This window comes from Enterobacter cloacae complex sp. S1 (assembly GCF_014930525.1).
GTDB lineage: Bacteria > Pseudomonadota > Gammaproteobacteria > Enterobacterales > Enterobacteriaceae > Enterobacter > Enterobacter hormaechei_C.
The window spans coordinates 119,567-146,287 of record NZ_JADBRE010000016.1; the positions used below are offsets into that span (position 1 = coordinate 119,567).

General features: G+C 53.7%; 30 protein-coding genes and 1 other annotated feature. Of the genes, 16 read left to right on the forward strand and 14 right to left on the reverse strand.

All coding sequences use genetic code 11. The features are described from left to right. Nucleotides 1-70: 70 nt before the first annotated feature. Nucleotides 71-553: an SsrA-binding protein SmpB gene (smpB, locus tag IM290_RS11625; RefSeq protein WP_003863115.1), complete on the reverse strand. Its 483-nt coding sequence runs from the start codon at nucleotides 551-553 to the stop codon at nucleotides 71-73. Nucleotides 554-709: 156 nt separating this feature from the next. Here smpB and IM290_RS11630 point away from each other — a divergent pair, with 156 nt between their 5' ends. Then, a complete protein-coding gene (locus IM290_RS11630) occupies nucleotides 710-1,147 on the forward strand; it encodes a type II toxin-antitoxin system RatA family toxin (protein ID WP_003863117.1) in 438 nt (145 codons plus the stop codon). After that, a complete protein-coding gene (locus IM290_RS11635) occupies nucleotides 1,137-1,424 on the forward strand; it encodes an RnfH family protein (protein ID WP_017383006.1) in 288 nt (95 codons plus the stop codon). Before IM290_RS11630 ends, IM290_RS11635 begins: the two co-directional genes overlap by 11 nt. 108 nt (nucleotides 1,425-1,532) lie before the next feature. Here IM290_RS11635 and bamE read toward each other — a convergent pair whose 3' ends face one another. The 3 genes from bamE to nadK form a co-directional block, all read right to left on the reverse strand. Next, the gene (gene bamE / locus IM290_RS11640) at nucleotides 1,533-1,871 is read right to left on the reverse strand and encodes an outer membrane protein assembly factor BamE (protein ID WP_003863121.1); all 339 of its coding nucleotides are present in this window, start codon (nucleotides 1,869-1,871) and stop codon (nucleotides 1,533-1,535) included. 138 nt (nucleotides 1,872-2,009) lie between these two features. Then, a complete protein-coding gene (recN, locus tag IM290_RS11645; RefSeq protein WP_086523996.1) occupies nucleotides 2,010-3,671 on the reverse strand; it encodes a DNA repair protein RecN in 1,662 nt (553 codons plus the stop codon). Nucleotides 3,672-3,756: 85 nt separating this feature from the next. After that, the gene (gene nadK, locus IM290_RS11650; protein ID WP_017383004.1) at nucleotides 3,757-4,635 is read right to left on the reverse strand and encodes an NAD(+) kinase; all 879 of its coding nucleotides are present in this window, start codon (nucleotides 4,633-4,635) and stop codon (nucleotides 3,757-3,759) included. Between the two features lie 122 nt (nucleotides 4,636-4,757). Between nadK and grpE the strand changes: the two genes are divergently transcribed. Beyond that, nucleotides 4,758-5,351, forward strand: a complete 594-nt coding sequence (gene grpE / locus IM290_RS11655; protein WP_003863126.1) for a nucleotide exchange factor GrpE — start codon at nucleotides 4,758-4,760, stop codon at nucleotides 5,349-5,351. 52 nt (nucleotides 5,352-5,403) lie between these two features. On the opposite strand, the gene IM290_RS11660 is transcribed toward grpE, so the two are convergent. Together IM290_RS11660 and IM290_RS11665 are read right to left on the reverse strand one after the other, a co-directional pair. Next, a complete protein-coding gene (locus tag IM290_RS11660) occupies nucleotides 5,404-6,690 on the reverse strand; it encodes an HlyC/CorC family transporter (RefSeq protein ID WP_026094274.1) in 1,287 nt (428 codons plus the stop codon). A gap of 19 nt (nucleotides 6,691-6,709) precedes the next feature. Beyond that, complete coding sequence (locus IM290_RS11665) at nucleotides 6,710-7,501, reverse strand: inner membrane protein YpjD (protein WP_014832951.1); 792 nt, start codon at nucleotides 7,499-7,501, stop codon at nucleotides 6,710-6,712. A gap of 166 nt (nucleotides 7,502-7,667) precedes the next feature. Here IM290_RS11665 and ffh point away from each other — a divergent pair, with 166 nt between their 5' ends. The 7 genes from ffh to IM290_RS11700 all read left to right on the forward strand — a co-directional run bounded on the left by ffh (nucleotide 7,668) and on the right by IM290_RS11700 (nucleotide 13,085). After that, entirely contained in the window at nucleotides 7,668-9,029 is a 1,362-nt protein-coding gene (gene ffh, locus IM290_RS11670) for a signal recognition particle protein (RefSeq protein ID WP_003863132.1), read from the forward strand. A 116-nt stretch (nucleotides 9,030-9,145) separates the two neighbouring features. Beyond that, complete coding sequence (gene rpsP / locus IM290_RS11675; protein WP_003863133.1) at nucleotides 9,146-9,394, forward strand: 30S ribosomal protein S16; 249 nt, start codon at nucleotides 9,146-9,148, stop codon at nucleotides 9,392-9,394. A gap of 15 nt (nucleotides 9,395-9,409) precedes the next feature. Next, nucleotides 9,410-9,949, forward strand: coding sequence for a ribosome maturation factor RimM (gene rimM, locus IM290_RS11680; protein ID WP_015571575.1), 540 nt, complete (start codon nucleotides 9,410-9,412; stop codon nucleotides 9,947-9,949). Between the two features lie 31 nt (nucleotides 9,950-9,980). Beyond that, nucleotides 9,981-10,748 carry a tRNA (guanosine(37)-N1)-methyltransferase TrmD gene (trmD, locus tag IM290_RS11685; RefSeq protein ID WP_193042583.1) on the forward strand — a complete coding sequence of 256 codons (768 nt, stop codon included), beginning with the start codon at nucleotides 9,981-9,983 and terminating at the stop codon, nucleotides 10,746-10,748. A gap of 43 nt (nucleotides 10,749-10,791) precedes the next feature. Next, complete coding sequence (gene rplS / locus IM290_RS11690; protein ID WP_002914145.1) at nucleotides 10,792-11,139, forward strand: 50S ribosomal protein L19; 348 nt, start codon at nucleotides 10,792-10,794, stop codon at nucleotides 11,137-11,139. A gap of 132 nt (nucleotides 11,140-11,271) precedes the next feature. Further along, nucleotides 11,272-11,676, forward strand: a complete 405-nt coding sequence (locus IM290_RS11695; protein ID WP_023304265.1) for a DUF2946 domain-containing protein — start codon at nucleotides 11,272-11,274, stop codon at nucleotides 11,674-11,676. A 38-nt stretch (nucleotides 11,677-11,714) separates the two neighbouring features. After that, the gene (locus tag IM290_RS11700; protein ID WP_045340482.1) at nucleotides 11,715-13,085 is read left to right on the forward strand and encodes a PepSY domain-containing protein; all 1,371 of its coding nucleotides are present in this window, start codon (nucleotides 11,715-11,717) and stop codon (nucleotides 13,083-13,085) included. 2 nt (nucleotides 13,086-13,087) lie between these two features. Here IM290_RS11700 and IM290_RS11705 read toward each other — a convergent pair whose 3' ends face one another. From IM290_RS11705 to IM290_RS11720, 4 genes are all read right to left on the reverse strand, one after another. Further along, nucleotides 13,088-13,573 carry an OmpA family protein gene (locus IM290_RS11705; RefSeq protein WP_017382956.1) on the reverse strand — a complete coding sequence of 162 codons (486 nt, stop codon included), beginning with the start codon at nucleotides 13,571-13,573 and terminating at the stop codon, nucleotides 13,088-13,090. Between the two features lie 12 nt (nucleotides 13,574-13,585). Continuing rightward, on the reverse strand, nucleotides 13,586-14,806 hold the full coding sequence (gene dgcN / locus IM290_RS11710) for a diguanylate cyclase DgcN (RefSeq protein WP_017692859.1): 1,221 nt from the start codon (nucleotides 14,804-14,806) through the stop codon (nucleotides 13,586-13,588). Next, nucleotides 14,799-15,335, reverse strand: coding sequence for a YfiR family protein (locus IM290_RS11715; RefSeq protein ID WP_032672087.1), 537 nt, complete (start codon nucleotides 15,333-15,335; stop codon nucleotides 14,799-14,801). The genes dgcN and IM290_RS11715 overlap by 8 nt, the downstream gene beginning before the upstream one ends. Nucleotides 15,336-15,488: 153 nt before the next feature. Continuing rightward, nucleotides 15,489-15,863 carry a DUF2799 domain-containing protein gene (locus IM290_RS11720; RefSeq protein WP_193042584.1) on the reverse strand — a complete coding sequence of 125 codons (375 nt, stop codon included), beginning with the start codon at nucleotides 15,861-15,863 and terminating at the stop codon, nucleotides 15,489-15,491. Between the two features lie 212 nt (nucleotides 15,864-16,075). Between IM290_RS11720 and aroF the strand changes: the two genes are divergently transcribed. From aroF to IM290_RS11735, 3 genes are read left to right on the forward strand one after another with little or no spacing between them, the layout of a single operon-like run. Further along, complete coding sequence (gene aroF / locus IM290_RS11725; protein ID WP_006811632.1) at nucleotides 16,076-17,146, forward strand: 3-deoxy-7-phosphoheptulonate synthase AroF; 1,071 nt, start codon at nucleotides 16,076-16,078, stop codon at nucleotides 17,144-17,146. 10 nt (nucleotides 17,147-17,156) lie between these two features. Continuing rightward, entirely contained in the window at nucleotides 17,157-18,278 is a 1,122-nt protein-coding gene (gene tyrA / locus IM290_RS11730; protein ID WP_023295266.1) for a bifunctional chorismate mutase/prephenate dehydrogenase, read from the forward strand. A gap of 60 nt (nucleotides 18,279-18,338) precedes the next feature. Then, a complete protein-coding gene (locus IM290_RS11735) occupies nucleotides 18,339-19,211 on the forward strand; it encodes an SMP-30/gluconolactonase/LRE family protein (RefSeq protein WP_015571568.1) in 873 nt (290 codons plus the stop codon). Here IM290_RS11735 and pheA read toward each other — a convergent pair. The 4 genes from pheA to bamD form a co-directional block, all read right to left on the reverse strand. Then, nucleotides 19,208-20,368: a bifunctional chorismate mutase/prephenate dehydratase gene (gene pheA, locus IM290_RS11740; protein WP_032669371.1), complete on the reverse strand. Its 1,161-nt coding sequence runs from the start codon at nucleotides 20,366-20,368 to the stop codon at nucleotides 19,208-19,210. The genes IM290_RS11735 and pheA overlap by 4 nt on opposite strands. 30 nt (nucleotides 20,369-20,398) lie before the next feature. Continuing rightward, nucleotides 20,399-20,524 (reverse strand) — a sequence feature (Phe leader region). Continuing rightward, nucleotides 20,476-20,523 carry a pheA operon leader peptide PheL gene (gene pheL / locus IM290_RS11745; protein WP_100229775.1) on the reverse strand — a complete coding sequence of 16 codons (48 nt, stop codon included), beginning with the start codon at nucleotides 20,521-20,523 and terminating at the stop codon, nucleotides 20,476-20,478. (Overlaps the previous feature by 48 nt.) 104 nt (nucleotides 20,525-20,628) lie before the next feature. Next, complete coding sequence (gene raiA / locus IM290_RS11750; protein WP_003863162.1) at nucleotides 20,629-20,970, reverse strand: ribosome-associated translation inhibitor RaiA; 342 nt, start codon at nucleotides 20,968-20,970, stop codon at nucleotides 20,629-20,631. A 267-nt stretch (nucleotides 20,971-21,237) separates the two neighbouring features. Next, on the reverse strand, nucleotides 21,238-21,975 hold the full coding sequence (bamD, locus tag IM290_RS11755; RefSeq protein ID WP_003863164.1) for an outer membrane protein assembly factor BamD: 738 nt from the start codon (nucleotides 21,973-21,975) through the stop codon (nucleotides 21,238-21,240). A 131-nt stretch (nucleotides 21,976-22,106) separates the two neighbouring features. Here bamD and rluD point away from each other — a divergent pair, with 131 nt between their 5' ends. The 3 genes from rluD (at nucleotide 22,107) to clpB (ending at nucleotide 26,518) form a co-directional block, all read left to right on the forward strand. Further along, a complete protein-coding gene (rluD, locus tag IM290_RS11760; protein ID WP_193042585.1) occupies nucleotides 22,107-23,087 on the forward strand; it encodes a 23S rRNA pseudouridine(1911/1915/1917) synthase RluD in 981 nt (326 codons plus the stop codon). Then, the gene (yfiH, locus tag IM290_RS11765) at nucleotides 23,084-23,815 is read left to right on the forward strand and encodes a purine nucleoside phosphorylase YfiH (RefSeq protein ID WP_062937975.1); all 732 of its coding nucleotides are present in this window, start codon (nucleotides 23,084-23,086) and stop codon (nucleotides 23,813-23,815) included. The genes rluD and yfiH overlap by 4 nt, the downstream gene beginning before the upstream one ends. Nucleotides 23,816-23,944: 129 nt before the next feature. Beyond that, nucleotides 23,945-26,518, forward strand: coding sequence for an ATP-dependent chaperone ClpB (gene clpB / locus IM290_RS11770; protein WP_193042586.1), 2,574 nt, complete (start codon nucleotides 23,945-23,947; stop codon nucleotides 26,516-26,518). Nucleotides 26,519-26,721 lie beyond the last annotated feature (203 nt).

A 26,721-nucleotide genomic window follows, 5' to 3' on the forward strand; every position in this document is an offset into this window, starting at 1 on the left:
TACCAGATTTCACTTCCTGGATACCAGCCCGAAACGCTAACTTATTGAATAGTACAATAAGTGCGCAGAATCAACGTCCTGCGTTTTTCATGATACGTGCTTTGTCGAGCTGCCACTCGCGTGCTTTCAGGTCAGTACGTTTGTCGTGCTGTTTCTTACCTTTCGCCACGCCGATTTTCACTTTGCACCAGGCATTTTTCCAGTACAAAGAGAGCGCCACCACGGTGAAGCCTTCGCGGTTGATGCGTCCGTAGAGGGATTCCAGTTCGCGCTTGTTCAGCAGCAGCTTACGGGTGCGGGTAGGATCGCAGACGTAATGTGAAGAGGCGACGGTCAGCGGCGTAAAGTTCGCGCCGAACAGGAAGGCCTCACCGTCTTTCAGGATCACGTAGCTGTCGCCGATATTGGCTTTCCCGGCACGCAGCGATTTTACTTCCCAGCCCTGCAACGCAAGGCCTGCCTCGAATTCTTCTTCGATGAAATACTCGTGGCGAGCACGCTTGTTAAGCGCAATGGTCGCCGAACCAGGTTTATGTGCTTTTTTCTTCGTCATAAGTGTCGTAAAGCCGTCGGTAATCTGATTTTAAAAAGTCACCTCATTGCGTCCTGTGAGGTCTAACGCGCTATCTTAGCACGAGATAAGGCTTAGCGTTTTTTTAACAGGTGATAAATGTTATTATTTGTCTGTTGTGTGACCATGGAAAATGCTATGCCTCAGATTAGCCGTACCGCGCTTGTTCCCTACAGCGCGGAACAAATGTATCAGTTAGTGAACGACGTTCAGTCCTATCCGGAATTTATTCCGGGATGCACCGGTAGCCGGGTGCTGGAATCCGGCCCGACGCAGATGACTGCGGCCGTGGATGTCTCCAAAGCGGGGATCAGCAAAACGTTCACCACGCGCAATACCCTGACGAGCAATCAGAGTATTTTGATGCATCTGGTGGATGGTCCGTTTAAAAAACTGATGGGGGGGTGGAAGTTTACGCCGCTGAGCGCTGACGCCTGCCGCATTGAGTTTCATCTGGATTTTGAATTTACCAATAAGCTGATCGAACTGGCGTTTGGCCGTATCTTTAAAGAGCTGGCCTCGAATATGGTTCAGGCGTTCACCACGCGCGCCAAAGAGGTTTACAGTGTCGCATAAGATTGCTGTTGAGGTGGTGTATGCGCTGCCGGAGAAGCAGTATTTGCAGCGCGTGATGCTTGAAGAGGGTGCCACCGTTGAGGCGGCTATCCGGGCCTCCGGCATCCTTGAACTTCGCCGTGATATTGACCTGGCGAAGAATAAAGTCGGCATTTATAGCCGTCCGGTAAAGCTTGCTGATGCGCTGAAGGATGGCGATCGGGTTGAGATTTATCGCCCGCTGATTGCTGACCCGAAAGAGCTGCGCCGTCAGCGAGCGGAGAAATCGGGTAAGTAACGCTTTCTCCCCCGGTGGCGCTTCGCTTACCGGGACTACGATTCTGCGTAAGAATTCAGATACAAAAAAGGTGCTCAATGAGCACCTTTTTGCGTTGCTGACGCCTGCTTATTTGGTCAGGGCAGGCTTGTTGTCGATGTTGGTCAGCACGCCGGCACTGCTGAAGGTCAGCGTCAGGGTTTGCTGGGTCACATCTTCATGACCAGGCTGCTGGCGGAATACATAGAACCAGGTGTTTGTGCCGAACGGATCGGACATCATCGGGGTTCCCAGGGCATAAGCGACCTGCTGTTGTGTCATACCCACGCGGATTTTGGACACATCGTTAGGGGTAAGGTAGTTCCCCTGGTTGATGTCAGGACGGTAAACCACTTTCTCCAGAGTGGAACAGCCTGCGGTCAACATCAGAAGAACCGCTGCGGCAGCGGTCAGCGTTTTACAGCGCATAGTGATTTGATTCCTTTTCGGGCCCGAGCAGTACGCGGCTCATATGTAATATGCCGATGATAATAGACCTTGCCCCACTTTGAAACCGGTCTGGCGGCGTTTTTGTTGTTCTGTATGACCCTGAGATCCCGAAAAAGTTTATGCCGCCAGCAGTTCTTTCGCATTCGCAAGCGTATTGCGGGTGACTTCACTGCCGCCGAGCAGGCGTGCCAGCTCCTGCAAGCGTGAGCGTTTATCCAGCGGCTTCATGTGCGTTTCCGTCATTTCGCCATCGGTTTCCTTGCTGACGATAAAGTGGTGATGACCACAACCGGCGACCTGCGGCAGGTGAGTCACACACATGACCTGCGTCGATTCACCTAACTGACGCAGCAGTTTGCCGACAACGGCCGCGGTCGGGCCGCTGATACCCACATCCACTTCATCGAAAATCAACGCCGGGGTTTCCATTTTACGGGCGGTAATCACCTGAATGGCCAGGGCGATACGCGACAGTTCACCGCCGGAAGCCACTTTCGAAATCGCCTGCAAAGGCTGGCCCGGGTTGGTGGTGACGCGGAATTCTACGCGATCTGCGCCTTCCGCCGTCAGGTGATTCTCTTCAAAGCGAACATCTATGGTGAACACCCCATGCGGCATCGCCAGCGTATGCATGCTGTCGGTAATGTGCTGGCTAAGCTCCAGCGCATAGTGTTGCCGCACGTCATGCAGCCGTTTCGCCGTTTCCAGCGCCTGCTGATGATGCAGATTAACCGCCAGAGACAAGGTTTCAAGGGAATCGGCCTGATCGTCCAGCTGCTGCTGTTCCTCCAGCAGAGACTGATAGTAATTCGGCAGCTCTTCCGGGGTTACGTGATGCTTACGCGCCAGTGAAATCTGCCGGGAGATGCGTTGCTCAAGCTCGAACAGACGGTTCGGGTCGAGATCCAGACGTTCACAGTAGTGGCGCAGTTCATCCCCGGCTTCTGAAATCTGAATCGCGGCCTCTTCCAGCATTTCCAGTACGCCAGAAAGCTTATTGTCCATGCCGGTCAGTTCGGTCACAAGCTGACGCACGTTATACAGCTGGCTCTGCAAATTCACGTCTTCGCCATCCGCCAGCATGTTAAGGGCAGTCTGGCTGGTGGAAAGCAGCTGACCGCTGTTGGCCAGACGCTTGTACTCTTCGTCGATTTGCTCAAATTCACCCACCTGTGGGTTAAATTCGTTCAGCTCTTTCAACTGATATTCCAGCAGCTCGGCGCGCGCGGTACGCTCCTGGCTTTGCTGCTGATGCTGCGCAAGTTCGCGGCAGCTTTGATGCCACTGACGATAGTGCTCCGCCATGAGTTGAGTAAGCGCGTACTCACCTGCGTAGCCATCAAGCAGGGCTTTCTGTTGTTCGGGTTTGATTAACTGCTGGTGCGCATGCTGACCATGGATCTGGATGAGCAGCTGGCCCAGCTCGCGAAGCTGGGAAAGGGGAACCGCTGTACCATTGATAAAACCGCGGGAGCGGCCATCGCTGCTGATGACGCGGCGAAGTAAACACTCACGTCCGTCTTCGAGCTGGTTCGCTTCCAGCCAGCGCAGGGCGGCAGGCGTGTCTTTTAACGAGAAGCGGGCGCAGAGATCGGCACGGGCGGCGCCTGTGCGCACCATATCCCCCTCAGCACGACCGCCGAGGCACAAGCCGAGGGCATCAATGGCAATGGATTTACCTGCACCGGTTTCTCCGGTAATCGCCGTCATTCCGCTATGGAAGTCGATCTCAAGCTCACGAACAATGGCAAAGTTGCTGATGGTCAGTTGTGCCAGCATAATTGTTTTCCTGTATGAAAAACCATAACTGTGTTTGTATACAGTATAAACTGGTTTTATATACAGTAAAGTGCTGGATGCAAAATCAGAACAATTTTTTTGACCAGCCGAGCTTGGAGCTTAATGTGTTGAAATAGCTGTAATCTTTCGGGTGAATCAGGTTCAGATGGTAATCGCAGCGGCGAATGAGGACATCTTCACCTTCCTGAATGGGGAGCGCAATCTGGCTGTCGCAGCTGATCTCCAGGTCGTTACGGCGATGGGAAAAACGCAGGCGGATGGTGCTGTCGCCGTTGATCACCAGCGGACGCGCCGAGAGCGTATGCGGGAACATCGGCACCAGGGTAATGGCATCCAGCGATGGCGTCAGGATTGGCCCTCCGGCTGAAAGCGAGTAGGCAGTTGACCCCGTCGGGGTTGAAATAATCAGCCCGTCAGAACGCTGCGAGAAAGCGAATATTTCGTCGATATAGACTTCGAACTCGATCATGTGCGCCACTTTACCGGGATGGAGAACCACCTCGTTAATGGCGGTGCTGATGCGCTTCTGGCAGTCCTGCTGACACACCTGGGCTTCCAGTAAAAACCGTTTTTCACTGATATAGTGGCCTTCCAGCACGTCCGCCAGCTGCTGCTGCGCATTGTCCGGGTCGAGGTCGGTCAGGAAACCGAGATTGCCACGGTTAATACCAATAACCTTAATATCATAGCGAGCCAGCGTTCGCGCCGCGCCCAGCATATTACCGTCGCCACCGACCACCACGGCGAGATCCGCCTGCTGGCCAATTTCCGCCAGCGTGCCGGTTCTGACGCTTTTAAGCTGCAACTCCTGGGCGATCTGCTGCTCGACCATCACTTCATAGCCTTTACCACACAGCCAGCGATACAACATTTCATGTGTCGTCAAAGCGGTAGGGTGACGCGGATGGCCGACGATCCCAATACACCTGAAATGATTATTCATTTTCTGGAGGTCCTTGTGCCTGATGAATGATGACAATCTGCCTTGTTCCCTTGAATCCAGGAAACTGATCCCCATAATAAGCGAAGTTAGCGAGATGAATGCAGAAAAACGCGGAGAAATTCATGAGTAGTAAAGAACAGAAAACGCCTGAGGGGCAAGCCCCTGAAGAAATTATCACGGAACAGCACGATGAAGTTGAGGCAGTAGAGCCAGACACGTCTGCTGAGCAGGTGGACCCGCGCGATGAAAAAATTGCCAACCTGGAAGCTCAGTTGGTAGAAGCGCAGAATCGCGAACGCGATGGCGTACTGCGTATCAAAGCGGAAATGGAAAACCTGCGCCGTCGTACCGAGCTGGACGTTGAAAAGGCGCACAAATTTGCGCTGGAGAAATTCGTCAACGAACTGCTTCCGGTGATCGACAGCCTGGATCGCGCGCTGGAAGTGGCGGATAAAGCTAACCCGGATAACGCGGCGATGATTGAAGGCATTGAGCTGACGCTGAAATCCATGCTGGATGTGGTGCGTAAGTTCGGTGTTGAAGTGATTGCCGATACGGATGTACCGCTGGATCCAAACGTTCACCAGGCCATTGCGATGGTGGAATCCGAAGACGTTGCCGCGGGTAACGTGCTGGGCGTGATGCAGAAAGGGTATACCCTGAACGGTCGTACTATTCGCGCTGCGATGGTGACCGTGGCGAAAGCGAAAGCGTAATTTGCCGACCCGTAGTGCCGGGTGGCGGCTTCGCCTTACCCGGCCTACAACATTACTCGGCGATACTTTCGCGTAAAGGTTTAACGGGCAGGACCTTCACCTGCTTAATCATGTTGTCCTGAACGTCCAGAATATCAATATCATACTGTTCAATACGCACGCGCGTGCCTGCCGCCGGGATCTCTTCCAGCGCTTCCAGGATCATACCGTTCATCGTCCGCGCTTCGTCTTCCGGCAAATGCCAGTTGAACGCTTTATTGATTTCACGAATGTTGGCGCTGCCGTCGATAAGCACTGACCCGTCGTTTTGCGGGGTGACTTCTTCCGCAAGGGAAGGCGACATCGACGTGGTAAAGTCCCCAACAATCTCTTCCAGAATATCTTCGACCGTCACCAGCCCCTGTATGTCGCCGTATTCATCCACCACCAGGCCGACTTTCTTCTTGTTTCGCTGGAACTTCACCAGCTGCGTGCTGAGTGGGGTGCCTTCCGGCACGTAGTAAATTTCGTCGGCGGCGCGCAGCATCACCTCTTTGGTGAACTCGTTTTTCTCAGTCATCAGACGATAGGCCTCGCGCACGCGCAGCATGCTGATGGCATCGTCGAGGGAATCGCGATAGAGGACGATACGCCCGTGCGGGGAGTGTGTCAGTTGGCGGACAATGGCCTTCCAGTCGTCGTTGATATCAATCCCGACGATTTCATTGCGCGGCACCATGATGTCGTCAACGCTGACCTTTTCCAGATCCAGCACCGACAGGAGCATGTCCTGATTGCGGCGGGAGATCTGCGAGCGGGATTCATTCACGATGGTACGCAGTTCGTCTTTGCTGAGCGCGCTACTAATGGTGACGTCTGCCTTTATACCCACCATGCGCATCAGCACCCGTGTCACCATATTCAGCAGCCAGACCAGCGGCATCATCAGAATAAGCAGCGGTGCTAACAGGAAGCTGCTCGGGTAGGCGACTTTTTCCGGGTAAAGCGCGGCGATGGTTTTGGGCAGCACTTCCGCAAACACCAGCACCACAAACGTGAGCACACCTGTGGCAATCGCCACGCCTGCGTTGCCGTACAGACGCATCCCGACGATGGTGCCCAGTGCAGAGGCGAGAATATTGACCAGGTTGTTACCGATAAGCACCAGGCTAATCAGACGGTCCGGCTTACGCAGAAGCTTTTCGACACGACGCGCGGCACGGTTACCCTGCTTGGCGCGATGGCGTAACCGGTAGCGGTTCAGCGTCATCATGCCGGTTTCAGAGCCAGAGAAATAAGCGGAGATGACCACCATGATGACCAGAATGACGATCAGCGTGGTGGTAGAGATGTGTTCCAGGGGGAACTCCTTTTGTTACTTAGCCAGCAAATTGCTGTATGAAGCGGCTACCAAAATAGGCAAGCGTGAGAATGCCCGCACCCGCTACGTTGAACCAGACCACGCGACGACCGCGCCAGCCTTCATGATAATGGCCCCATAACAGGACAATATAGACAAACCACGCGATGATGGAGAGGACCGCTTTATCGATATTCTCCACGCTGAACAGGTTCTTCATATAAAACAAGCCCGTGCACAGCGTCAGCGTCAGCAGAACCACACCGACCTGGGTGATGTGGAACATCTTACGCTCAATCACCATCAGCGGCGGCATTTCGTGGTTAAACGCCAGCTTTTTATTTTTCAGCTGGTAGTCAATCCAGGCGAGTTGCATGGCGTAAAGGGCGGCGATGATCAGCGTCGCGTAGGAGAACAGCGACAGGCCAATATGCACCAGCATCCCCGGCGTGGCTTCCAGGTGAGTAATAAACTCATTGGGCATGAACGTGGCTAACGCCAGGTTGATCAGCGCAAAGGCGTAGACTATCGGCAGCAGCAGCCAGCCACGGTTTTTAGACGCGACAATGGTCATGACCGTACAGATCATCAGGCTGACCAGCGAGCCGACGTTCAGTACGCTCAGATTTTGCACGCTGCCGTCGCCGGGAATGATGCGTGATTCCAGCGCAAACGCGTGGCTAATCAGTGCGATCACTGCCGAAAGAATAGCCATGCGCCGCCAGCCGCTGTTTTTTTGCAGCAGGCCAGGAATGATCAGCGCGAGGCTGACAGAGTAGGCAACAAGGGCGATCAGTGCGAAAACAGGCATATAGGCGTCGACAGTTGTCTTAATAAGAAAGAGAAGCAGTATAACGTTACGTGACGCCTGCTCCAACCGTTGCATAACAACAAAGGCGCCTTCATGTTATACTCCGGCAAAATTCTGTGTATGTGTCGCCCAGGCGACCTAACGTTTCTACCCCAGGCGAGAGACAATGTTTGATAATTTAACCGATCGTTTGTCGCGCACGCTGCGCAACATCAGCGGCCGTGGACGCCTCACCGAAGAGAACATCAAGGAAACGCTGCGCGAAGTGCGCATGGCGCTGCTGGAAGCAGACGTCGCGTTGCCGGTCGTGCGTGATTTTATCAACCGCGTGAAAGAGAAAGCGGTTGGCCATGAAGTGAACAAGAGCCTGACTCCGGGTCAGGAGTTCGTCAAAATCGTCCGTAACGAACTGGTTTCGGCGATGGGTGAAGAGAACCAGGTGCTTAACCTGGCGGCTCAGCCGCCGGCCGTCGTACTGATGGCGGGTCTGCAAGGTGCGGGTAAAACCACCAGCGTTGGTAAGCTGGGGAAATTCCTGCGCGAAAAGCATAAGAAAAAGGTGCTGGTGGTGTCGGCGGACGTGTATCGCCCGGCGGCGATCAAACAGCTGGAAACGCTGGCCGAGCAGGTTGGCGTAGACTTCTTCCCGTCCGACGTGGCGCAGAAGCCTGTCGACATCGTTAACGCGGCGCTGAAAGAAGCGAAGCTGAAATTCTACGACGTGCTGCTGGTGGATACCGCCGGTCGTCTGCACGTTGACGAAGCGATGATGGACGAAATTAAGCAGGTGCATGCCTCTATCAATCCGGTAGAGACCCTGTTTGTTGTTGACGCCATGACCGGTCAGGATGCGGCGAACACCGCAAAAGCGTTTAACGAAGCCCTGCCGTTAACCGGCGTGGTGCTGACCAAAGTCGACGGCGATGCCCGCGGCGGTGCGGCGCTCTCTATTCGTCATATCACCGGTAAGCCAATCAAGTTCCTCGGCGTGGGCGAGAAAACCGAAGCGCTGGAGCCGTTCCATCCGGATCGTATTGCCTCCCGTATCCTCGGCATGGGCGACGTGCTGTCGCTGATCGAAGATATTGAAAGCAAGGTTGACCGCGCGCAGGCGGAAAAACTCGCCAGCAAGCTGAAAAAGGGCGACGGTTTCGATCTGACCGACTTCCTTGAGCAGCTGCGTCAGATGAAAAACATGGGCGGCATGGCAAGCCTGATGGGCAAACTGCCAGGCATGGGCCAGATCCCGGACAACGTCAAATCCCAGATGGATGACAAAGTGCTGGTGCGTATGGAGGCCATCATCAACTCGATGACGCTGAAAGAGCGCGCGAAGCCAGAAATCATCAAAGGTTCCCGTAAACGCCGTATCGCAGCCGGTTGCGGCATGCAGGTGCAGGACGTTAACCGCCTTCTGAAACAGTTCGACGACATGCAGCGCATGATGAAGAAAATGAAGAAAGGCGGCATGGCGAAGATGATGCGCGGCATGAAAGGCATGATGCCGCCCGGTTTTCCTGGGCGATAATCGCTTTTGAGATTGCTTTTTGCCCGGAAATGAGTAAAATTTTCGGGCTTTTAATATGACACCCGGGCTCCGTTCCTCGATGGGGCCCGGTTGTTTTATTCACACAAGAGGATGTTATGGTAACTATTCGTTTAGCACGTCACGGCGCTAAAAAGCGTCCGTTCTACCAGGTTGTTGTGACTGACAGCCGTAATGCACGCAACGGTCGCTTCATCGAGCGCGTTGGTTTCTTCAACCCACTGGCCGCTGGCGCAGAAGAAGAAACTCGTCTGGATCTGGATCGTATCGCTCACTGGGTTGGCCAGGGCGCTACTGTTTCCGATCGCGTTGCTACGCTGATCAAAGCAGCAAACAAAGCAGCTTAATCTGTCACGGTGGTCATGATGAGCAATAAAGCACCTGTTGAACCGATCGTATTGGGAAAAATGGGTTCTTGCTACGGTATCCGTGGTTGGCTCAGAGTGTTTTCCTCCACTGAAGACGCTGATAGCATTTTTAATTACCAGCCCTGGTTTATCCAGAAAGCCGGTAAGTGGGAAGAGGTCGAGCTGGAAAGCTGGCGTCACCACAATCAGGACATCATCATCAAGCTGAAAGGCATTGACGATCGTGATGCCGCGAATGCGCTGACTAATTGTGAAATTGTCGTGGATTCGTCGCAGTTGCCACAGCTGGAAGAGGGTGACTACTACTGGAAAGATCTTATGGGTTGCCAGGTAGTGACCACTGAAGGCTACAGCCTGGGGAAAGTCATCGACATGATGGAAACCGGGTCAAATGACGTTCTCGTCATTAAGGCAAACCTGAAAGATGCATTTGGCATCAAGGAGCGGTTGGTTCCGTTCCTCGATGGACAGGTTATCAAGAAAGTCGATCTCACTACTCAAACCATTGAAGTAGATTGGGATCCTGGTTTTTAAATTCTCCGGATAAACGGTAAAAGACGGCGCTATGTGGATTGGCATAATTAGCCTGTTTCCTGAAATGTTCCGCGCGATTACCGATTACGGGGTAACTGGCCGGGCAGTAAAGAATGGCCTGCTGAGCATCCAGAGCTGGAGTCCTCGTGACTTCACGCACGACCGGCACCGTACCGTGGACGATCGTCCTTACGGCGGCGGACCGGGGATGTTGATGATGGTGCAACCCTTACGGGACGCCATTCACACAGCAAAAGCCGCGGCAGGTGAAGGCGCGAAGGTGATTTATCTTTCACCTCAGGGACGCAAGCTTGATCAAGCGGGCGTGAGCGAACTGGCGACGAATCAAAAGCTGATTCTGGTCTGTGGTCGCTACGAAGGGATAGATGAGCGTGTAATTCAAACCGAGATTGACGAAGAATGGTCTATCGGCGATTACGTTCTCAGCGGTGGTGAGTTACCGGCAATGACGCTGATTGACTCCGTCGCCCGGTTTATTCCGGGGGTTCTGGGCCATGAAGCTTCGGCAACGGAAGATTCCTTTGCCGATGGATTGCTGGACTGTCCACACTATACTCGTCCTGAAGTGTTAGAAGGGATGGAGGTCCCGGCAGTGTTACTGTCTGGAAACCATGCCGAGATACGTCGCTGGCGTTTGAAGCAGTCGCTGGGCCGAACCTGGCTTAGAAGACCTGAACTTCTGGAAAACCTGGCTCTGACTGAAGAGCAAGCAAAGTTGCTGGCCGAGTTCAAAACTGAACACGTGCACCAGCAGCATAAACATGATGGGAATGCGTAATACGCACCCGAATATCAGTTTACCCAGGATAAGAGATTAAATTATGAGCAACATTATTAAGCAACTTGAACAAGAGCAGATGAAGCAGGACGTACCTTCCTTCCGTCCAGGTGACACCGTGGAAGTGAAAGTATGGGTTGTTGAAGGTTCCAAAAAACGTCTGCAGGCATTCGAGGGCGTGGTTATCGCTATTCGTAACCGCGGTCTGCACTCTGCATTCACTGTTCGTAAAATTTCCAACGGCGAAGGCGTTGAGCGTGTCTTCCAGACTCACTCTCCGGTAGTTGACAGCATTGCTGTTAAACGTCGTGGTGCTGTACGTAAAGCTAAACTGTACTACCTGCGTGAGCGTACTGGTAAGTCTGCTCGTATTAAAGAGCGTCTGAACTAAGATTCGCTTAAGCGACATCCTGTTAGAAAGGGCTGGCCGAAAGGCTGGCCCTTTTTTTATCCCATCGCACCTCTCATGTTAACCCTTCCGTCATAAATCATTTACAATGTTCACCTCTTGGGTGGAGGGTAAGTGGATAACGTACTGCATCAGCGTAACTGGAAACGCGCAGCGGCATTGACCGCGCTGTTTGCGATCCTGCTGATCGTCGTGGCGCCGCTGATCTCCGTCTCGCTGCAAAAAGATCCCATGAGCGCCATGCCGGGTATGCACCATGACATGAGCATGATGTCGATGGACGAGCATCATGGTGATATGCCGCATTCTATGCCAGTTGACCATGCGGAAGCATGCGGCTACTGCGTGCTGTTAGCGCATGTGCCGGGCGTGATGCTGGCGCTTATCGTTCTGCTCAGCGTGGTGTTGCAGCGGCTGCGCGTGAAACCGCCTCGTCAGGCGGTCAGCCACTGGCACTTTTTCCCCTGGCTTTACCCCGATACCCGCGCGCCGCCGCGTCGGTCTGCTTTCTCCCTTTAAAACAAAATCACTCACTTTTTGCCTTAAAAAGGAAAAGTATGACTACCTGCACTCCGCGCGCGGCATGGGGAAACCTGCTGCGTCGCCTCCATTTCTATATCGGGCTGTTTGTCGGTCCGTTTATCTTCTTCGCAGCGCTGACCGGAACGCTGTATGTCGCCACGCCGCAGCTTGAAAAGGCGCTGTACCATCATGCACTCCACACGGATGCCGTGGGTGAGGCGCAGCCTCTTGCTGAACAAATTGCCGTGGCGGAAAAGGCCGTGGGTTCAGCGCTGCGTTTACATGCTGTACGTCCGGGGCTGGAAGAGGGCGAAACGACCCGCGTGATGTTTGCCGACCCGGCGCTGGGTCCCTCCGAGCATCGGGCTATTTTTATTGATCCCACCAGCCTTGAGATTCGAGGGGATATGACCGTGTACGGCACCAGCGGGATTTTACCGCTGCGTCAGACTATCGATTATCTGCATACCTCGCTGATGCTGGGCAACATCGGGCGCCTCTATAGCGAGTTAGCCGCCTCGTGGATGTGGGTTGCTGCCCTGGGCGGGATCGCGCTGTGGTTCTACACCCGTCCGAAGCGCCGTATTAACAATCGTTTCCAGAATCGTCGTCGCCTGCATGTGATCTTAGGCTGGACGTTACTGGCGGGAATGCTGCTGTTCTCAGTCACCGGGTTAACCTGGTCACAATGGGCCGGTGGCAACGTCGATAAGCTGCGTGCAGAGATGAACTGGCTGACGCCGCAGGTAAACACCACCCTTTCCGGTGCGCCGGAAATGAGGGATGAACACGCCGAACATCGTGGTCATCACGGGGGAATGACGATGCCTGAAATGCCAGTCAAACTGTCGCTTTTTGACAACGTATTGCAGGTCGCCCGCCAGTCAGGGATTGATGCGAACAACGTTGAGATCCGTCCGGCAAGCAGGGTCGACCAGGCCTGGACGGTGACGGAAATCGATCGCCGCTGGCCTACGCAGGTTGATGCCGTTGCCGTGGATCCCCACTCACTGAAGGTGCTGGACAGCACTCGCTTCGGGGATTTCCCGCTGATGGCTAAACTCACCCGCTGGGGCGTGGATTTCCATATGGGGATCCTGTTTGGTCTGGCAAATCAGCTGCTGCTCATCGCGTTTGGCGTTGCGCTGTGTGTGTTAATTATCTGGGGATACCGGATGTGGTGGATGCGTCGCCCTGCAACGTCAGCCGCGAACCCGGTACAGACGCTCTGTCAAAGCTGGCTGGCATTGCCGCTGTGGGGAAGGGGAGTGACGTTCCTGATAAGCCTCCTGCTGGGGCTGGCGTTGCCGGTAATGGGCGTCAGTCTGGCGGTCTTTATTGTGATTGACTGGCTGCGCTGGCGAGCGGTTTCAGGCGTGTCGCTCGCCGGAACATCCGTTAAATAGCCTTAAGGCGTGCTGATGACTACCGCAACCCGGCGATTTTCAGCGCGCCCCTGCGCAGTGCGGTTGCTGCTGACAGGGTATTTTTTGCCTAAGCCCCGCGTAGTGAGATTGCTGCGCGGGATGTTCGCGCCCTTCGCCCAGGCATCCGCCACAACATTGGCACGTTTTAACGAAAGCGCTTCGTTGTAGCTCTCTTCGCCATAGTTATCCGTATGGCCATCCATCCTGGCGTGGTTCAGACCGGTTGCCGCCAGGCGTGAGGCCATAGTCTGGATCTGCGTTTCACTTTCCGGGCGCAGCCTGGCGTCATTTTTATCAAACAGGATCTTATCCGACAGGCCCAGAGACCAGTCGCCATTCAGTTCGTTAAAGCCGTAGGATTTCATGGCCGCAATTTGCTCTGGCGTGAATTTCCCTTCAGGGGATGACTGGCATCCGGACATTACCAGTGATGCCAGTATTAACGGCGCAAAGTATCGCTTTAACATATCGTCTTCCTTTCAGGATATTGTTTTCGAACGCTGGTTTTTGACCAGATACATATTGCGATCGGCTTGCTCCAGTAATGCTTCAACGGAGGCATTTTCCCACGCCAGAGCAAAGCCAATGCTGAGGGACATTGATGCTGTGTGCCCGTTATGCAGATCAAACGGACGGATAAATTGCTGCGACAGCGCAGCGCAAATAAATTCGACCTCACGTGCGGTGTGGACGCCGTAAAGGATCATGGCAAATTCATCGCCGCCAAGACGGTAAGACTGATGACGTTTTTCGCCAAACTCGACCATCCTTTTGGCGGCTTCGATCAGTACGCAGTCACCCGCGGCATGACCCCAGGTGTCATTGATAACCTTAAAGTTATCACCGTCCAGGAAGAGCAGGGCAGAATTGGTTTTTGCTGAAGCGTCGTTCATTAATGCCGCAATGTTGTTGCGAAACGCGGCGCGGTTTGCAAGCCCCGTGAGCGGATCGTGCATGGCGGTACGCAACAGTTGAGCGTTTTTCGCCTGTAGCTTGAGCTGCCATTCTTCCATTTCATCCAGCAGGCTGTTGAAGTCTTCACCAAACTGGTGGAACTCTTCAATGCGGCCTTCCGTTACCCGGCGAGAGAAGTTGCGGTTAGTGCGAACGTCATGCACAACGTCAGTGATGTTTTGCATTTCAACAACCATGCCATGATGTAGCGAGCGGGTGATGGTCAATGCGACGGCAGAGGCAAAAAGAATGCAGCCGGTGAGGACCGCAAATGAGAGCCAGATAAAGTGGCTAATCAGGCTGTCTCGCGCGGTCAGACGAATTTCGCCAATCACATTGCCATTATGTATGATGGGCTGTGCGACAGGAACAGGGAACAACCACCGGTTGACCAGCGCGCCCAGCGTGTCGGTATTATCCGCCGGGTTCCATGACCACCAGGCAAACCGTTTATGATGTGCGTTAAGCACTTCCGCCACGGCGAACTGCCCCTGCTTGCCGAGGGTCGCCAGCGTTTCATTTGCCGCCACGGCATCGTTGAACACCAGAGAGGCTTCAAGGCTGTGGCTCATGGTGGCGCCGGTAAGTTCGAGGTTTTTTTGCGCGTATTGCTTTAATGTCACCACGGAAGCGAAACACAGCAGCAACCATATAAACGTCATCGTTATAATGACGCTTATCATGCTGATTCGTCGCAACGTTCTTTTAAACGTCGGACGCGGTGTTGGTGCGACTTCCTTATTCATGCTTCTTATTCCGTGCGAGCATTAATACATCCGGATTGACTCTTACGCCACTGCGCGCCAGCGCATCCAGATTTACGGAAAACCTGACGAGGTTGTGCTCTATTATCAGACAAAATGCGCTGCCAATAACGCATTCAGGATTTTGTTCTGACATTAATAGCAACGCCTGGCCCTGATATTGATTTATTATTTCCTGTTGTTTTGCCGGCGACTCGCTCCCGAAATAGAGGGCATCACACCTTGCTGCGAGTGCTTCCCGATCGCTATGCACAATGACAGGACTATAGGGCAACGGGTTGTGTTCATCTTCACTGCTGAGCGCCTGTCTGTAATGGGAAGAGGCATAAATACAGAGCTTAGGCTGGCCGGACAGTGCTGGCCATCGGGTGTAGCTCACAATGCCAGAAACAATCGAACGTACTGATTTATCCGTTTCCGTGTACGAGCCTGCCGTTGCAGGGGCTACTAAAATGAACAGTATTAGCGCCAGGGGGAGTCGGAGCAAAGCGATCAAGATTGCATTTCTCATCAGAATCCGCCAAACCGCCCCGGAAATAGATGTCCTTAAGAATTGTCGGCAGAATACCATTGTTTATCAAAGCCGTCATTATGTCAGAAATATCCCTGTTTTGACCTAAGCTAAATCTTACAGTGAGCTATATTCAGAGGAATTAAGGCAGGCTCAATTAAGCCTGCTGGAACGCATACTTTCATCCAATCCTTGTTGCCAGGATTCATGCAGTTTTACTGCATTTTCAGTTGCATCGCAGCTGGCAGGAAATGATTTGCCCGCTAATTCCCAGGCGTGAATAAAGCCCTCTTCGCATATTTTTTTCTGTCCGTTAGCGTAGCCACGAAGATATTCCGCTCGATCAACCTGAGGGTCATTAAAACTATCGGCCAGAGCCTGGTTATCTTTAACCGGAACACCATTCATAGCGTCTTCTTTACCGGCCGTGAACCAGTCCGGGCTGGTCCAGTCAGGCTGAAAAGTATAAGGATTGATCTGGCAACCCGACAAAATCAGCGACAACAACATAAAAATAATTGAACGCATGGCTATTCTCCTTTTTGTGAGCATAGCCTGACTTACAGGCGTGCGTGTGTAATTTTAACTTTACGATTTTAGGCCATGACTTTTGCAATTAAAGGGTTGATGTAAAGTAATGTGTACGTATTTTGGATTGAAATCTTTACTTAATGTGATATCGTTGTGTCACCTCTTCGAGGAAAACCACTATCGCAAACGAGTTTGACAGGATCGCAATCATGCAAAAAGACGCGCTGAACAACGTACATATCACTGACGAACAGGTGTTAATCACCCCGGATCAACTGAAGGCGGAATTCCCGCTGAGCGTCGCGCAGGAAGCTCAGATTGAGCACTCGCGCCAGACCATTTCTGACATTATCGCTGGCCGCGATCCGCGCCTGCTGGTGGTATGTGGTCCTTGCTCTATTCACGATCCTGAAACCGCCATTGAGTACGCTCGTCGATTTAAAGCATTAGCGGAGGAGGTCAGCGATAGCCTCTATCTGGTGATGCGCGTCTATTTTGAGAAGCCACGTACGACCGTTGGCTGGAAAGGGTTGATCAACGATCCGCACATGGATGGCTCGTTTGATGTGGAAGCCGGCCTGAAGATTGCGCGTCGCCTGCTGGTAGAGCTGGTCAGCATGGGGCTGCCGCTGGCAACCGAGGCGCTGGATCCGAACAGCCCGCAGTACCTCGGCGATCTGTTTAGCTGGTCTGCGATTGGGGCGCGCACCACCGAGTCACAAACCCACCGCGAGATGGCGTCTGGCCTGTCTATGCCGGTTGGTTTTAAAAACGGTACCGACGGCAGCCTGGCCACGGCGATTAACGCCATGCGCGCCGCCGCCATGCCCCATCGTTTTGTCGGGATCAACCAGGCGGGCCAGGTATGCCTGCTGCAAACGCAGGGCAACCCGGACGGGCATGTGATCCTGCGCGGTGGTAAAGCGCCAAACTACAGCCCGGCGGATGTCGCGCAGTGTGAAAAAGAGATGGAACAGGCGGGACTGCGTCCGGCGCTGATGGTAGATTGCAGTCATGGTAATTCGAATAAAGATTACCGTCGCCAGCCTGCGGTTGCAGAATCTGTGATTGCTCAGATTAAAGATGGCAACCGTTCAATTATCGGCCTGATGATTGAAAGTAATATTCATGAAGGCAATCAGTCATCGGAACAGCCGCGTAGCGCGATGAAGCCCGGCGTCTCGGTCACCGATGCCTGCATTAGCTGGGAAACCACCGATGCGCTGCTGCGTGAGATCCACAAAGATTTGAACGGCCAGCTGGCGACGCGTCTGGCATAAGAGGGTAGTTATGGTTGCTGAATTGACCGCATTACGCGATCAAATTGATGAAGTGGATAAGGCGTTGCTGGATCTTCTGGCGCGCCGCATGGCACTGGTTGCTGAGGTCGGCGAGGTTAAAAGTAAATACGGACTGCCGATTTACGTTCCGGAGCGTGAGGCCTCTATGCTCGCCTCCCGCCGTAAAGAGGCGCAGGCCCTGGGCGTTTCACCTGATTTGATTGAGGACGTCCTGCGTCGCGTGATGCGCGAGTCCTATTCCAGCGAAAACGACAAGGGCTTCAAAAGCCTCTGTCCGTCGCTGCGCCCGGTGGTTATCGTCGGTGGTGGCGGGCAGATGGGGCGTCTGTTTGAGAAAATGCTGACGCTTTCTGGCTATCAGGTGCGTATTCTGGAGAAAGAGGACTGGTCGCACGCGCCGGAGCTGATGAAAGACGCCGGAATGGTTATCGTCAGCGTGCCGATCCATGTGACGGAGCAAATAATCGCGAAACTTCCTCCGCTGCCGGAAGATTGTATTCTAGTGGACCTGGCCTCCGTTAAAAATGGTCCGTTACAGGCAATGCTGGCGGCGCACACTGGCCCCGTGCTTGGGTTACACCCGATGTTTGGCCCGGACAGCGGAAGCCTGGCGAAGCAGGTAGTGGTTTACTGTGACGGACGGCAGCCGGAAGCCTACCAGTGGTTCCTGGAACAGATCCAGGTCTGGGGAGCACGTTTGCACCGCATTAGCGCGGTAGAGCATGACCAGAACATGGCGTTTATTCAGGCGCTGCGCCACTTTGCAACCTTCGCCTATGGGCTGCACCTGGCGGAAGAGAACGTTCAGCTTGAACAATTGCTGGCGCTTTCCTCGCCAATCTATCGTCTGGAGCTGGCGATGGTCGGGCGACTGTTTGCCCAGGATCCGCAGCTTTACGCCGACATCATCATGTCGTCTGAAAATAATCTGGCGCTGATCAAGCGCTATTATCAGCGTTTTGGCGAAGCGATCACCTTGCTGGAACACGGCGATAAACAAGCCTTTATCGACAGTTTCCGTAAAGTGGAGCACTGGTTCGGTGATTACGCCACGCGATTCCAGAGTGAAAGCCGCACGCTGTTGCGCCAGGCAAATGACAGTCGCCAGTAATGCGATGATGTATATACTGAAAGCCAGCATTGCTGGCTTTTTTCATTTTGGGGAACTGTCATGGCTGAACCGCAGCTGCTGTTGAACTATACCGGGCATCTGCCCGAATGCCCGACGTGGAGTGCAGACGAGAAGGCGCTCTACTGGGCGGATATCCTGGAAGGGGAGATCCATCGGTACCATCTGCCCACCGCGGAACACTCGGTGCTCTCATTCCATGAAGAAGTTGGGTGTTTTGCCCTGCGTGAACGCGGCGGATTTATCGTCGCGATGCGAAACGCCATCTGGCTGACCGATAAGCACGGCCTGCTACAGCGTAAAGTTTGCGATAACCCATCCAACCCGCAGCTTGCACGCTTTAACGATGGCGGTACCGATCATCAGGGACGGTTTTATGCGGGCACCTTCTGGGGGCCGGGAGATTATAACGGCGCCATGCTGATGCGTATCGACAACGACCTGACGCCGAAAGTGATCCAGTGCGATATTCACGGGCATAACGGTTTAGCGTTTAGTCCTGACAAACGATGGATGTTTACTTCTGATACGCCGAACGGTGTGATCTACCGTACGCCGCTTGATGAGCAGGGGGAACCCGGTAAGCGCGAAGAGTTTCGCCGGTTTAGCGAGGGAGAAGGTATACCCGATGGAGCGGCAATGGATGAGGAAGGCTGCTACTGGAGTGCACTGTTTGACGGCTGGCGTATCGCACGGTTTTCACCGCAAGGCGAACAGCTGGAAGAGTATCGGCTGCCGGTACGCTGCCCGACAATGGTCTGCTTTGGCGGCGACGATATGAAAACGCTGTTTATCACCACCACGCGGGAAAATATGGAGGCGGAGGAGCTGGCGAAATATCCGCTTTCCGGTGCCATCTTCACCCTGCCTGTAAATGTGGCAGGGATGAAGAAAAGCCGCTTTATCGAACGTTAAGCCGGATCGACCGGGACCACGTTTTCGCTCGGATAGCAGCCCAGCACTTTCATGGAGCGTGTGATCTCGCCCAGTTCGCGCAGGGCTTTCTGCATGGACGCAGACTCCAGGTTGGCCTGAACGTCGAGATAAAACATTTCTTCCCACGGGTTGCCATGTATTGGGCGGGATTCCAGCTTCGTCATGATCAGGTTGTGATTACGCAGCACCAGCAGCGCTTCAACCAGCGCACCCGCCTGCTGGCCGGTCGCCATCAGCAGGGTGGTTTTCGCCGGGACCTGGTCCGACACGTTGATGGCCTTGCGGGCCAGAACCACGAAACGGGTGATATTCTGCGTCTGGTTGGCCAGATTGCGTTCCAGCACCTGTAAGCCATACAGCGCGCCGCCCGCTTCGCTACCGAGAGCCGCGATGGCAGAAGAGTTTGCCTGCGCCACTTTTTCCATCGCCGCCGAGGTGCTTTCGGTGTATTCAATTTTCCAGTGCGGATAACGGTTCAGGAACTGGCTGCACTGCTGGAACGGCTGCGGGTGGCTGTACACCGTTTTAATCTGACTCAGATCGGTTGAGCCAGAGACCAGCACACAGTGATCGATAGGGATAGTCAACTCGCCGACTAACGACAGGCTGGTGTGCTGGAGCAGATCGTAAACATCGTTGATGGCACCGGAACTGGTGTTCTCAATAGGCACCACGGCGTAATCTGCCTGGCCGGTTTCGACTTGGTTGAAGATGTCTGCAAATTTCGCGCAGCCGCTCTCAATAAACTCTTCGAAATGGCGGGCTGCGTACTGGCGAGCTGCCAGGTGAGAATAGGACCCTTTCGGGCCGAGGAAAGCGATACGAGCAGAGTGCGGGTTGGTTTTGTTCAGATGCTGCTGGAGCAGGGCTTGTTGCGTCAGAACGGAGTCTTCGATGATGAGCTGGAACAGGCGGGTGATGTAGTGCGCATCCAGATGATGCGCTTTGCCGAGTTGAATCAACCGTTCCAGTAAATCACGTTCGCGATCGATATCGCGCACCGGCCGATGGGACTCGAGCTTGGCTTTGCCCACTTCAACGGCGAGCGCGCGGCGTTCTGCCAGCAGGGCCAGTAATTTTTCGTCGAGTGCACTGATTTTTACGCGTAAATCCAGGAGCGGGTTTTCCGGTGTCATAGTGTTGTCTGTCTCATTTTATCGTTATCAATAAAAAAGGCCTCCCGGTGTGGGAGGCCTTGTTGTTCGTCTTCGCATTCTTTATCACACGACGAAACGCCTCCCGGTCAGGGGAAGGTAAAAAAGAATGCGAAGAAAAACGGCGTCTGTTTCATAAGGTCATCCTGAAATTGATAGGGTTAAAGTACCTGCACTGTTTTGATCCTGTCAATAAAAAACGCGCCCGAAGGCGCGTTGTCGGTACACTCAATTTTAGAGGATTACTCTTCTTCAACTTCTTCCGCGAAGCTGGCGTCTTTCACCGAGGTTGCGGCGCGACGTGCTTCACCTTTGTGTTGCACTTTATTGAGCTGCCGTTCCAGCTTGTTGATCAAATCGTTAATTGCGGTGTACATATCCTCGTGTTTTGCGCTGGCGACCAGATGGCCGTTTGGAGTATTGATAGTTGCATCAGCGATGAAACCCTGCGGCTCCTTGGACAGGATGATATGTGGATTAATCAAATGTGTTTGCCATTTATCCAGTTTGGCGAGACGGTCTGCGACGTGCTGGCGGATTGCCGGAGTAATTTCCATTTGTTTACTGGTAATGTTCATTGTCATAAATTTTACCTCTTGTCTTTCCGTCTTGGTGATTCCAGCATACCCGACCTAATGTCAAAATGTGTGATTTAGATCACGTTATTTTGTCGGTTTTTGTCAGGGAATCTTTTTTGTGAGGCAGGGCAGGAAGAGGTGAGATTTACCTTGTCGAAGCCAACAATTGCGGTCATAGTTGAATGGATGTGTTGAAGCTAAACCGCTTCAGCGTAAGTCTGAAAGAATAAAAAAACGGCAGCCCGCGGGCTGCCGTTATGCGTTGTAGCGGTATCAGGTGTTGCTGCTGTTCGCGGCGATGATTTTCGCCACTTTGTCAGCCTGAGCCGTCATCTGCATCTGGCGATACGCATTTTCCATCAGCTTCAGGCCATCACGCGTGGCCTGGGTATCCGGATAATCACGCAGCATGCCTTCTACACGGTTAACCACGGCAACCCATGCGCCACGGCGGGTGTAGTATTCCGCAACGGAGTACTCATATTTCGCCAGACGATCTTTCAGGAACACCAGACGCTTAGTGGCATCGGTAATGTACTGGCTGTTCGGGTAGCTACGCACCAGCTTGGAGAAGTCATTGAAAGCATCACGCGCATGTTGCGGGTCACGGTCGGAACGATCCACCCCGAAGAAGCCCTGCAATGCACTATCATCCAGCGCCATGTTAGTCAGGCCGCGCATGTACATCACGTAATCGATGTTAGGATGGGTAGGGTTCAGACGCATGAAACGATCGATCGTTGCCTGAGCCAGCGGCAGATCGGCATTTTTGTAGTAGGCGTAGATAAGATCTAACTGTACCTGCTGCGAATACGGGCCAAACGGATAGCGATTATCCAACGCTTCCAGTTGCGTTATCGCCTGTTTCCAGTTACCGTCCTGCAACTTTTGTTGTGCAGTCGCATAGATTTCATTCGGCGGATTGTCAGGGACCTGTTCATTCGAACCGGAGCAGCCCACCAAAGCCAGGCTCAACGTGGCCGCTGCCACCAGATATTTCATGCGCGTCATGACGTTTTGACTTTCCTCAAATGTTTGTCCGGGAGAAACTCAGTTCCTGCTCCCGATTAAGACCAGCTACAATAGCACACTATATTAAACGGCAAAGCCGTAAAACCCAACGTTAAACGAAGAAGCAGTTTATGGCACAACGAGTAGAACTCACCGCAACAGTCTCCGAAAATCAGCTCGGTCAACGCTTAGATCAGGCTTTGGCCGAATTGTTCCCTGATTATTCGCGTTCACGCATAAAAGAATGGATCCTTGACCAGCGCGTGCTGGTAAACGGCAAGATCTGGGACAAACCAAAAGAGAAAGTGTTTGGTGGGGAAGCTGTCGCCATCAATGCTGAAATCGAAGAGGAAGTCCGCTTCGAGCCGCAGGATATCCCGCTGGATATCGTCTACGAAGATGACGATATTCTGATCATCAACAAGCCGCGCGACTTTGTTGTTCATCCGGGCGCGGGCAATCCTGACGGTACGGTACTTAACGCTCTCCTTCATTATTATCCGCCGATTGCCGACGTACCGCGTGCCGGTATCGTTCACCGTCTGGATAAAGACACCACGGGTCTGATGGTGGTGGCGAAGACGGTCCCAGCTCAGACTCGCCTGGTGGAATCTTTGCAATTGCGCGAAATTACCCGTGAGTATGAAGCGGTGGCGATTGGTCATATGACCTCTGGCGGCACGGTGGAAGAGCCTATCAGCCGTCACCCAACCAAGCGTACGCATATGTCCGTACACCCAATGGGTAAACCGGCGGTAACCCACTACCGCATCATGGAACATTTCCGTATTCATACGCGCCTGCGTCTGCGCCTGGAAACCGGGCGTACTCACCAGATCCGCGTGCACATGGCGCATATTACCCATCCGCTGGTGGGTGACCCGGTTTACGGCGGTCGTCCGCGTCCACCAAAGGGCGCATCGGATGAATTCATCTCCGTGCTGCGTAAATTCGATCGCCAGGCGCTGCATGCGACGATGCTGCGTCTTTACCACCCAATCACCGGAATTCAGATGGAATGGCATGCGCCGATCCCACAGGATATGGTGGAACTTATCGACGCGATGCGCGCAGATTTCGAAGAACATAAGGATCACGTGGACTGGTTATGACCAAACTGATTGTCCCGGCGTGGCCACTGCCTGAAGGCGTGGCCGCCTGTAGTTCAACCCGTATCGGTGGCGTGAGCCAGGGCGCGTGGGAGTCTCTGAACCTCGGTGCGCACTGTGGCGATAACCTGGAGCACGTTGAAGAGAACCGTAAACGCCTCTTTGCTGCGGGAAACCTTCCTTCAAAACCGGTCTGGCTTGAGCAGGTGCACGGTAAAGCGGTGCTGAAGCTGACGGGGGAGCCCTATGCGTCTAAGCGCGCCGATGCTTCGTACAGCAATACGCCGGGAACGGTTTGCGCGGTGATGACTGCTGATTGCCTGCCGGTGTTGTTCTGCAATAAGGCAGGAACTGAAGTGGCTGCTGCCCACGCCGGATGGCGAGGCCTGTGCGAAGGCGTGCTGGAAGAGACTGTTGCCTGCTTCCATGACGATTCTGCAAATCTCATCGCCTGGCTTGGCCCGGCGATTGGCCCGCAGGCGTTTGAGGTCGGGCCCGAAGTGCGCGATGCCTTTATGGAAAAAGATCCGCAAGCGGTCGAAGCGTTTGTGGCTTCCGGAGATAAATATCTGGCCGATATTTATCAGCTTGCCCGCCAGCGCCTGAATAACGTCGGCGTGACCCACATCTTCGGCGGAGATCGCTGTACCTTCAGCGAAAAGGGTGATTTTTTCTCCTATCGCCGCGACAAGACGACAGGTCGTATGGCAAGTTTCATTTGGCTGATATAACCTAAAGAATCAAGACGATCCGGTACGCGCCGTTTTCTTTTCACATAATTCAGGTTATTAACCTTGAATAATTGAGGGATGACCTCATTTAATCTCCAGTAGCAAATTTGACCTGTTATGGGAGGAGTTATGCGTCTGGATCGTCTTACTAATAAATTCCAGCTTGCTCTCGCCGATGCCCAGTCCCTTGCACTGGGGCACGACAACCAATTTATCGAACCTCTTCATTTAATGAGCGCCTTGCTGAATCAGGAAGGGGGATCGGTACGTCCTTTATTAACGTCCGCTGGCATTAATGCCGGCCAGTTACGCACCGCCATCGATCAGGCGCTGAGCCGTTTACCGCAGGTAGAAGGTACCGGCGGCGACGTGCAGCCGTCGCAGGATCTGGTGCGCGTGCTGAACCTTTGCGACAAGCTGGCACAAAAACGTGGGGACAACTTTATTTCGTCAGAGCTGTTTGTTCTGGCGGCGCTTGAATCACGCGGTACCTTAACCGACCTGCTGAAATCCGCCGGTGCAACCACCGCTAATGTGACCCAGGCGATTGAGAAAATGCGCGGAGGTGAAAGCGTGAACGACCAGGGAGCCGAAGACCAACGTCAGGCTTTGAAGAAATTTACGGTCGACCTGACCGAACGTGCCGAGCAGGGCAAACTTGACCCGGTAATCGGCCGTGACGAAGAAATTCGTCGGACTATCCAGGTACTGCAACGTCGTACCAAAAACAACCCGGTGCTGATTGGTGAGCCTGGCGTCGGTAAAACCGCCATCGTTGAAGGGCTGGCGCAGCGTATCGTTAATGGCGAAGTGCCCGAAGGGCTGAAAGGCCGTCGCGTACTGGCGCTGGATATGGGCGCGCTGGTGGCCGGGGCGAAATACCGCGGTGAATTTGAAGAGCGTCTGAAAGGCGTGCTGAACGATCTGGCGAAACAGGAAGGTAACGTCATCCTGTTTATCGACGAACTGCACACCATGGTGGGCGCGGGTAAAGCTGACGGCGCAATGGATGCCGGGAACATGCTGAAACCTGCGCTGGCGCGTGGTGAACTTCACTGCGTCGGAGCCACTACGCTGGACGAGTATCGTCAGTACATTGAAAAAGATGCCGCGCTGGAGCGTCGCTTCCAGAAGGTGTTTGTCGCTGAACCAAGCGTTGAAGATACCATCGCTATTTTGCGTGGTCTGAAAGAGCGTTATGAGCTGCACCATCACGTGCAGATCACTGACCCGGCCATCGTTGCGGCGGCGACGCTTTCGCATCGTTACATTGCCGACCGTCAGTTGCCGGATAAAGCCATCGACCTTATCGATGAAGCGGCGTCCAGCATCCGTATGCAGATTGACTCGAAACCGGAAGAGCTGGACCGACTCGATCGCCGCATTATCCAGCTCAAGCTGGAACAGCAGGCGCTGAACAAAGAGTCTGACGAAGCGAGTAAGAAACGCCTCGATATGCTTAACGAAGAACTGGACGAGAAAGAGCGTCAGTATTCTGAGCTGGAAGAAGAGTGGAAAGCTGAGAAAGCCTCCCTCTCTGGCACCCAGACAATCAAGGCGGAGCTGGAGCAGGCGAAAATTGCCATTGAGCAGGCCCGTCGCGTAGGAGATCTGGCGCGGATGTCCGAGCTACAGTACGGCAAGATCCCTGAGCTGGAAAAACAGCTTGAGACCGCCACGCAGTCGGAAGGCAAAACCATGCGTCTGTTGCGTAATAAAGTGACGGATGCCGAGATTGCCGAAGTGCTGGCGCGCTGGACGGGCATTCCTGTGGCTCGCATGATGGAAAGCGAACGTGAGAAACTGCTGCGTATGGAGCAGGATCTGCATCAGCGCGTCATTGGACAGAACGAAGCGGTCGAAGCGGTATCTAACGCCATTCGTCGTAGCCGTGCGGGGCTGTCCGATCCGAATCGTCCAATCGGCTCGTTCCTTTTCCTGGGGCCAACCGGTGTCGGTAAAACCGAGCTGTGTAAAGCGCTGGCTAACTTTATGTTCGACAGCGATGACGCAATGGTGCGTATCGATATGTCCGAGTTTATGGAGAAACACTCCGTCTCGCGTCTGGTCGGTGCGCCTCCGGGATATGTCGGTTATGAAGAGGGCGGTTACCTGACGGAAGCGGTTCGTCGTCGTCCTTATTCTGTCATCCTGCTGGATGAAGTGGAAAAGGCTCATCCTGACGTGTTTAACATTCTGTTGCAGGTGCTGGATGATGGGCGTCTGACGGACGGGCAGGGAAGAACGGTCGACTTCCGTAACACGGTGGTGATCATGACCTCGAACCTGGGTTCCGATTTGATTCAGGAACGCTTCGGTGAGCTGGATTACAGCCATATGAAAGATCTTGTGCTGGGTGTGGTCAGTCAAAACTTCCGTCCGGAGTTCATCAACCGTATTGATGAAGTGGTCGTGTTCCATCCGCTGGGCGAGAAACACATCGCGTCGATTGCGCAGATCCAGTTGCAGCGTCTGTACAAACGTCTGGAAGAGCGTGGGTATGAAATCCACATTTCCGACGATGCGCTGAAACTGCTGAGCGAGAATGGTTACGATCCTGTTTATGGTGCGCGTCCGTTAAAACGTGCTATCCAGCAGCAGATCGAAAACCCGCTGGCACAGCAAATCCTCTCTGGGGAGCTGGTTCCGGGCAAAGTTATTCGTCTGGAAGCCAACGACGATCGCATTGTGGCAGTGCAGTAAGTCACAAAACGCAAAAACGGGCCGCTTGCGGCTCGTTTTTGTTTAAAAACCAGGCGAAAATTGAGGTCTGGGATGTGATTTGCCTGGAAAATGAGCGGTCAGTAAATAATTTTCACTTTATCCTTGCAGGTTCGGAATTACTCCCTATAATGCGCCTCCACTGACACGGAACAACGGCACGCTAGCCGCCGGGTCAGCAGAGA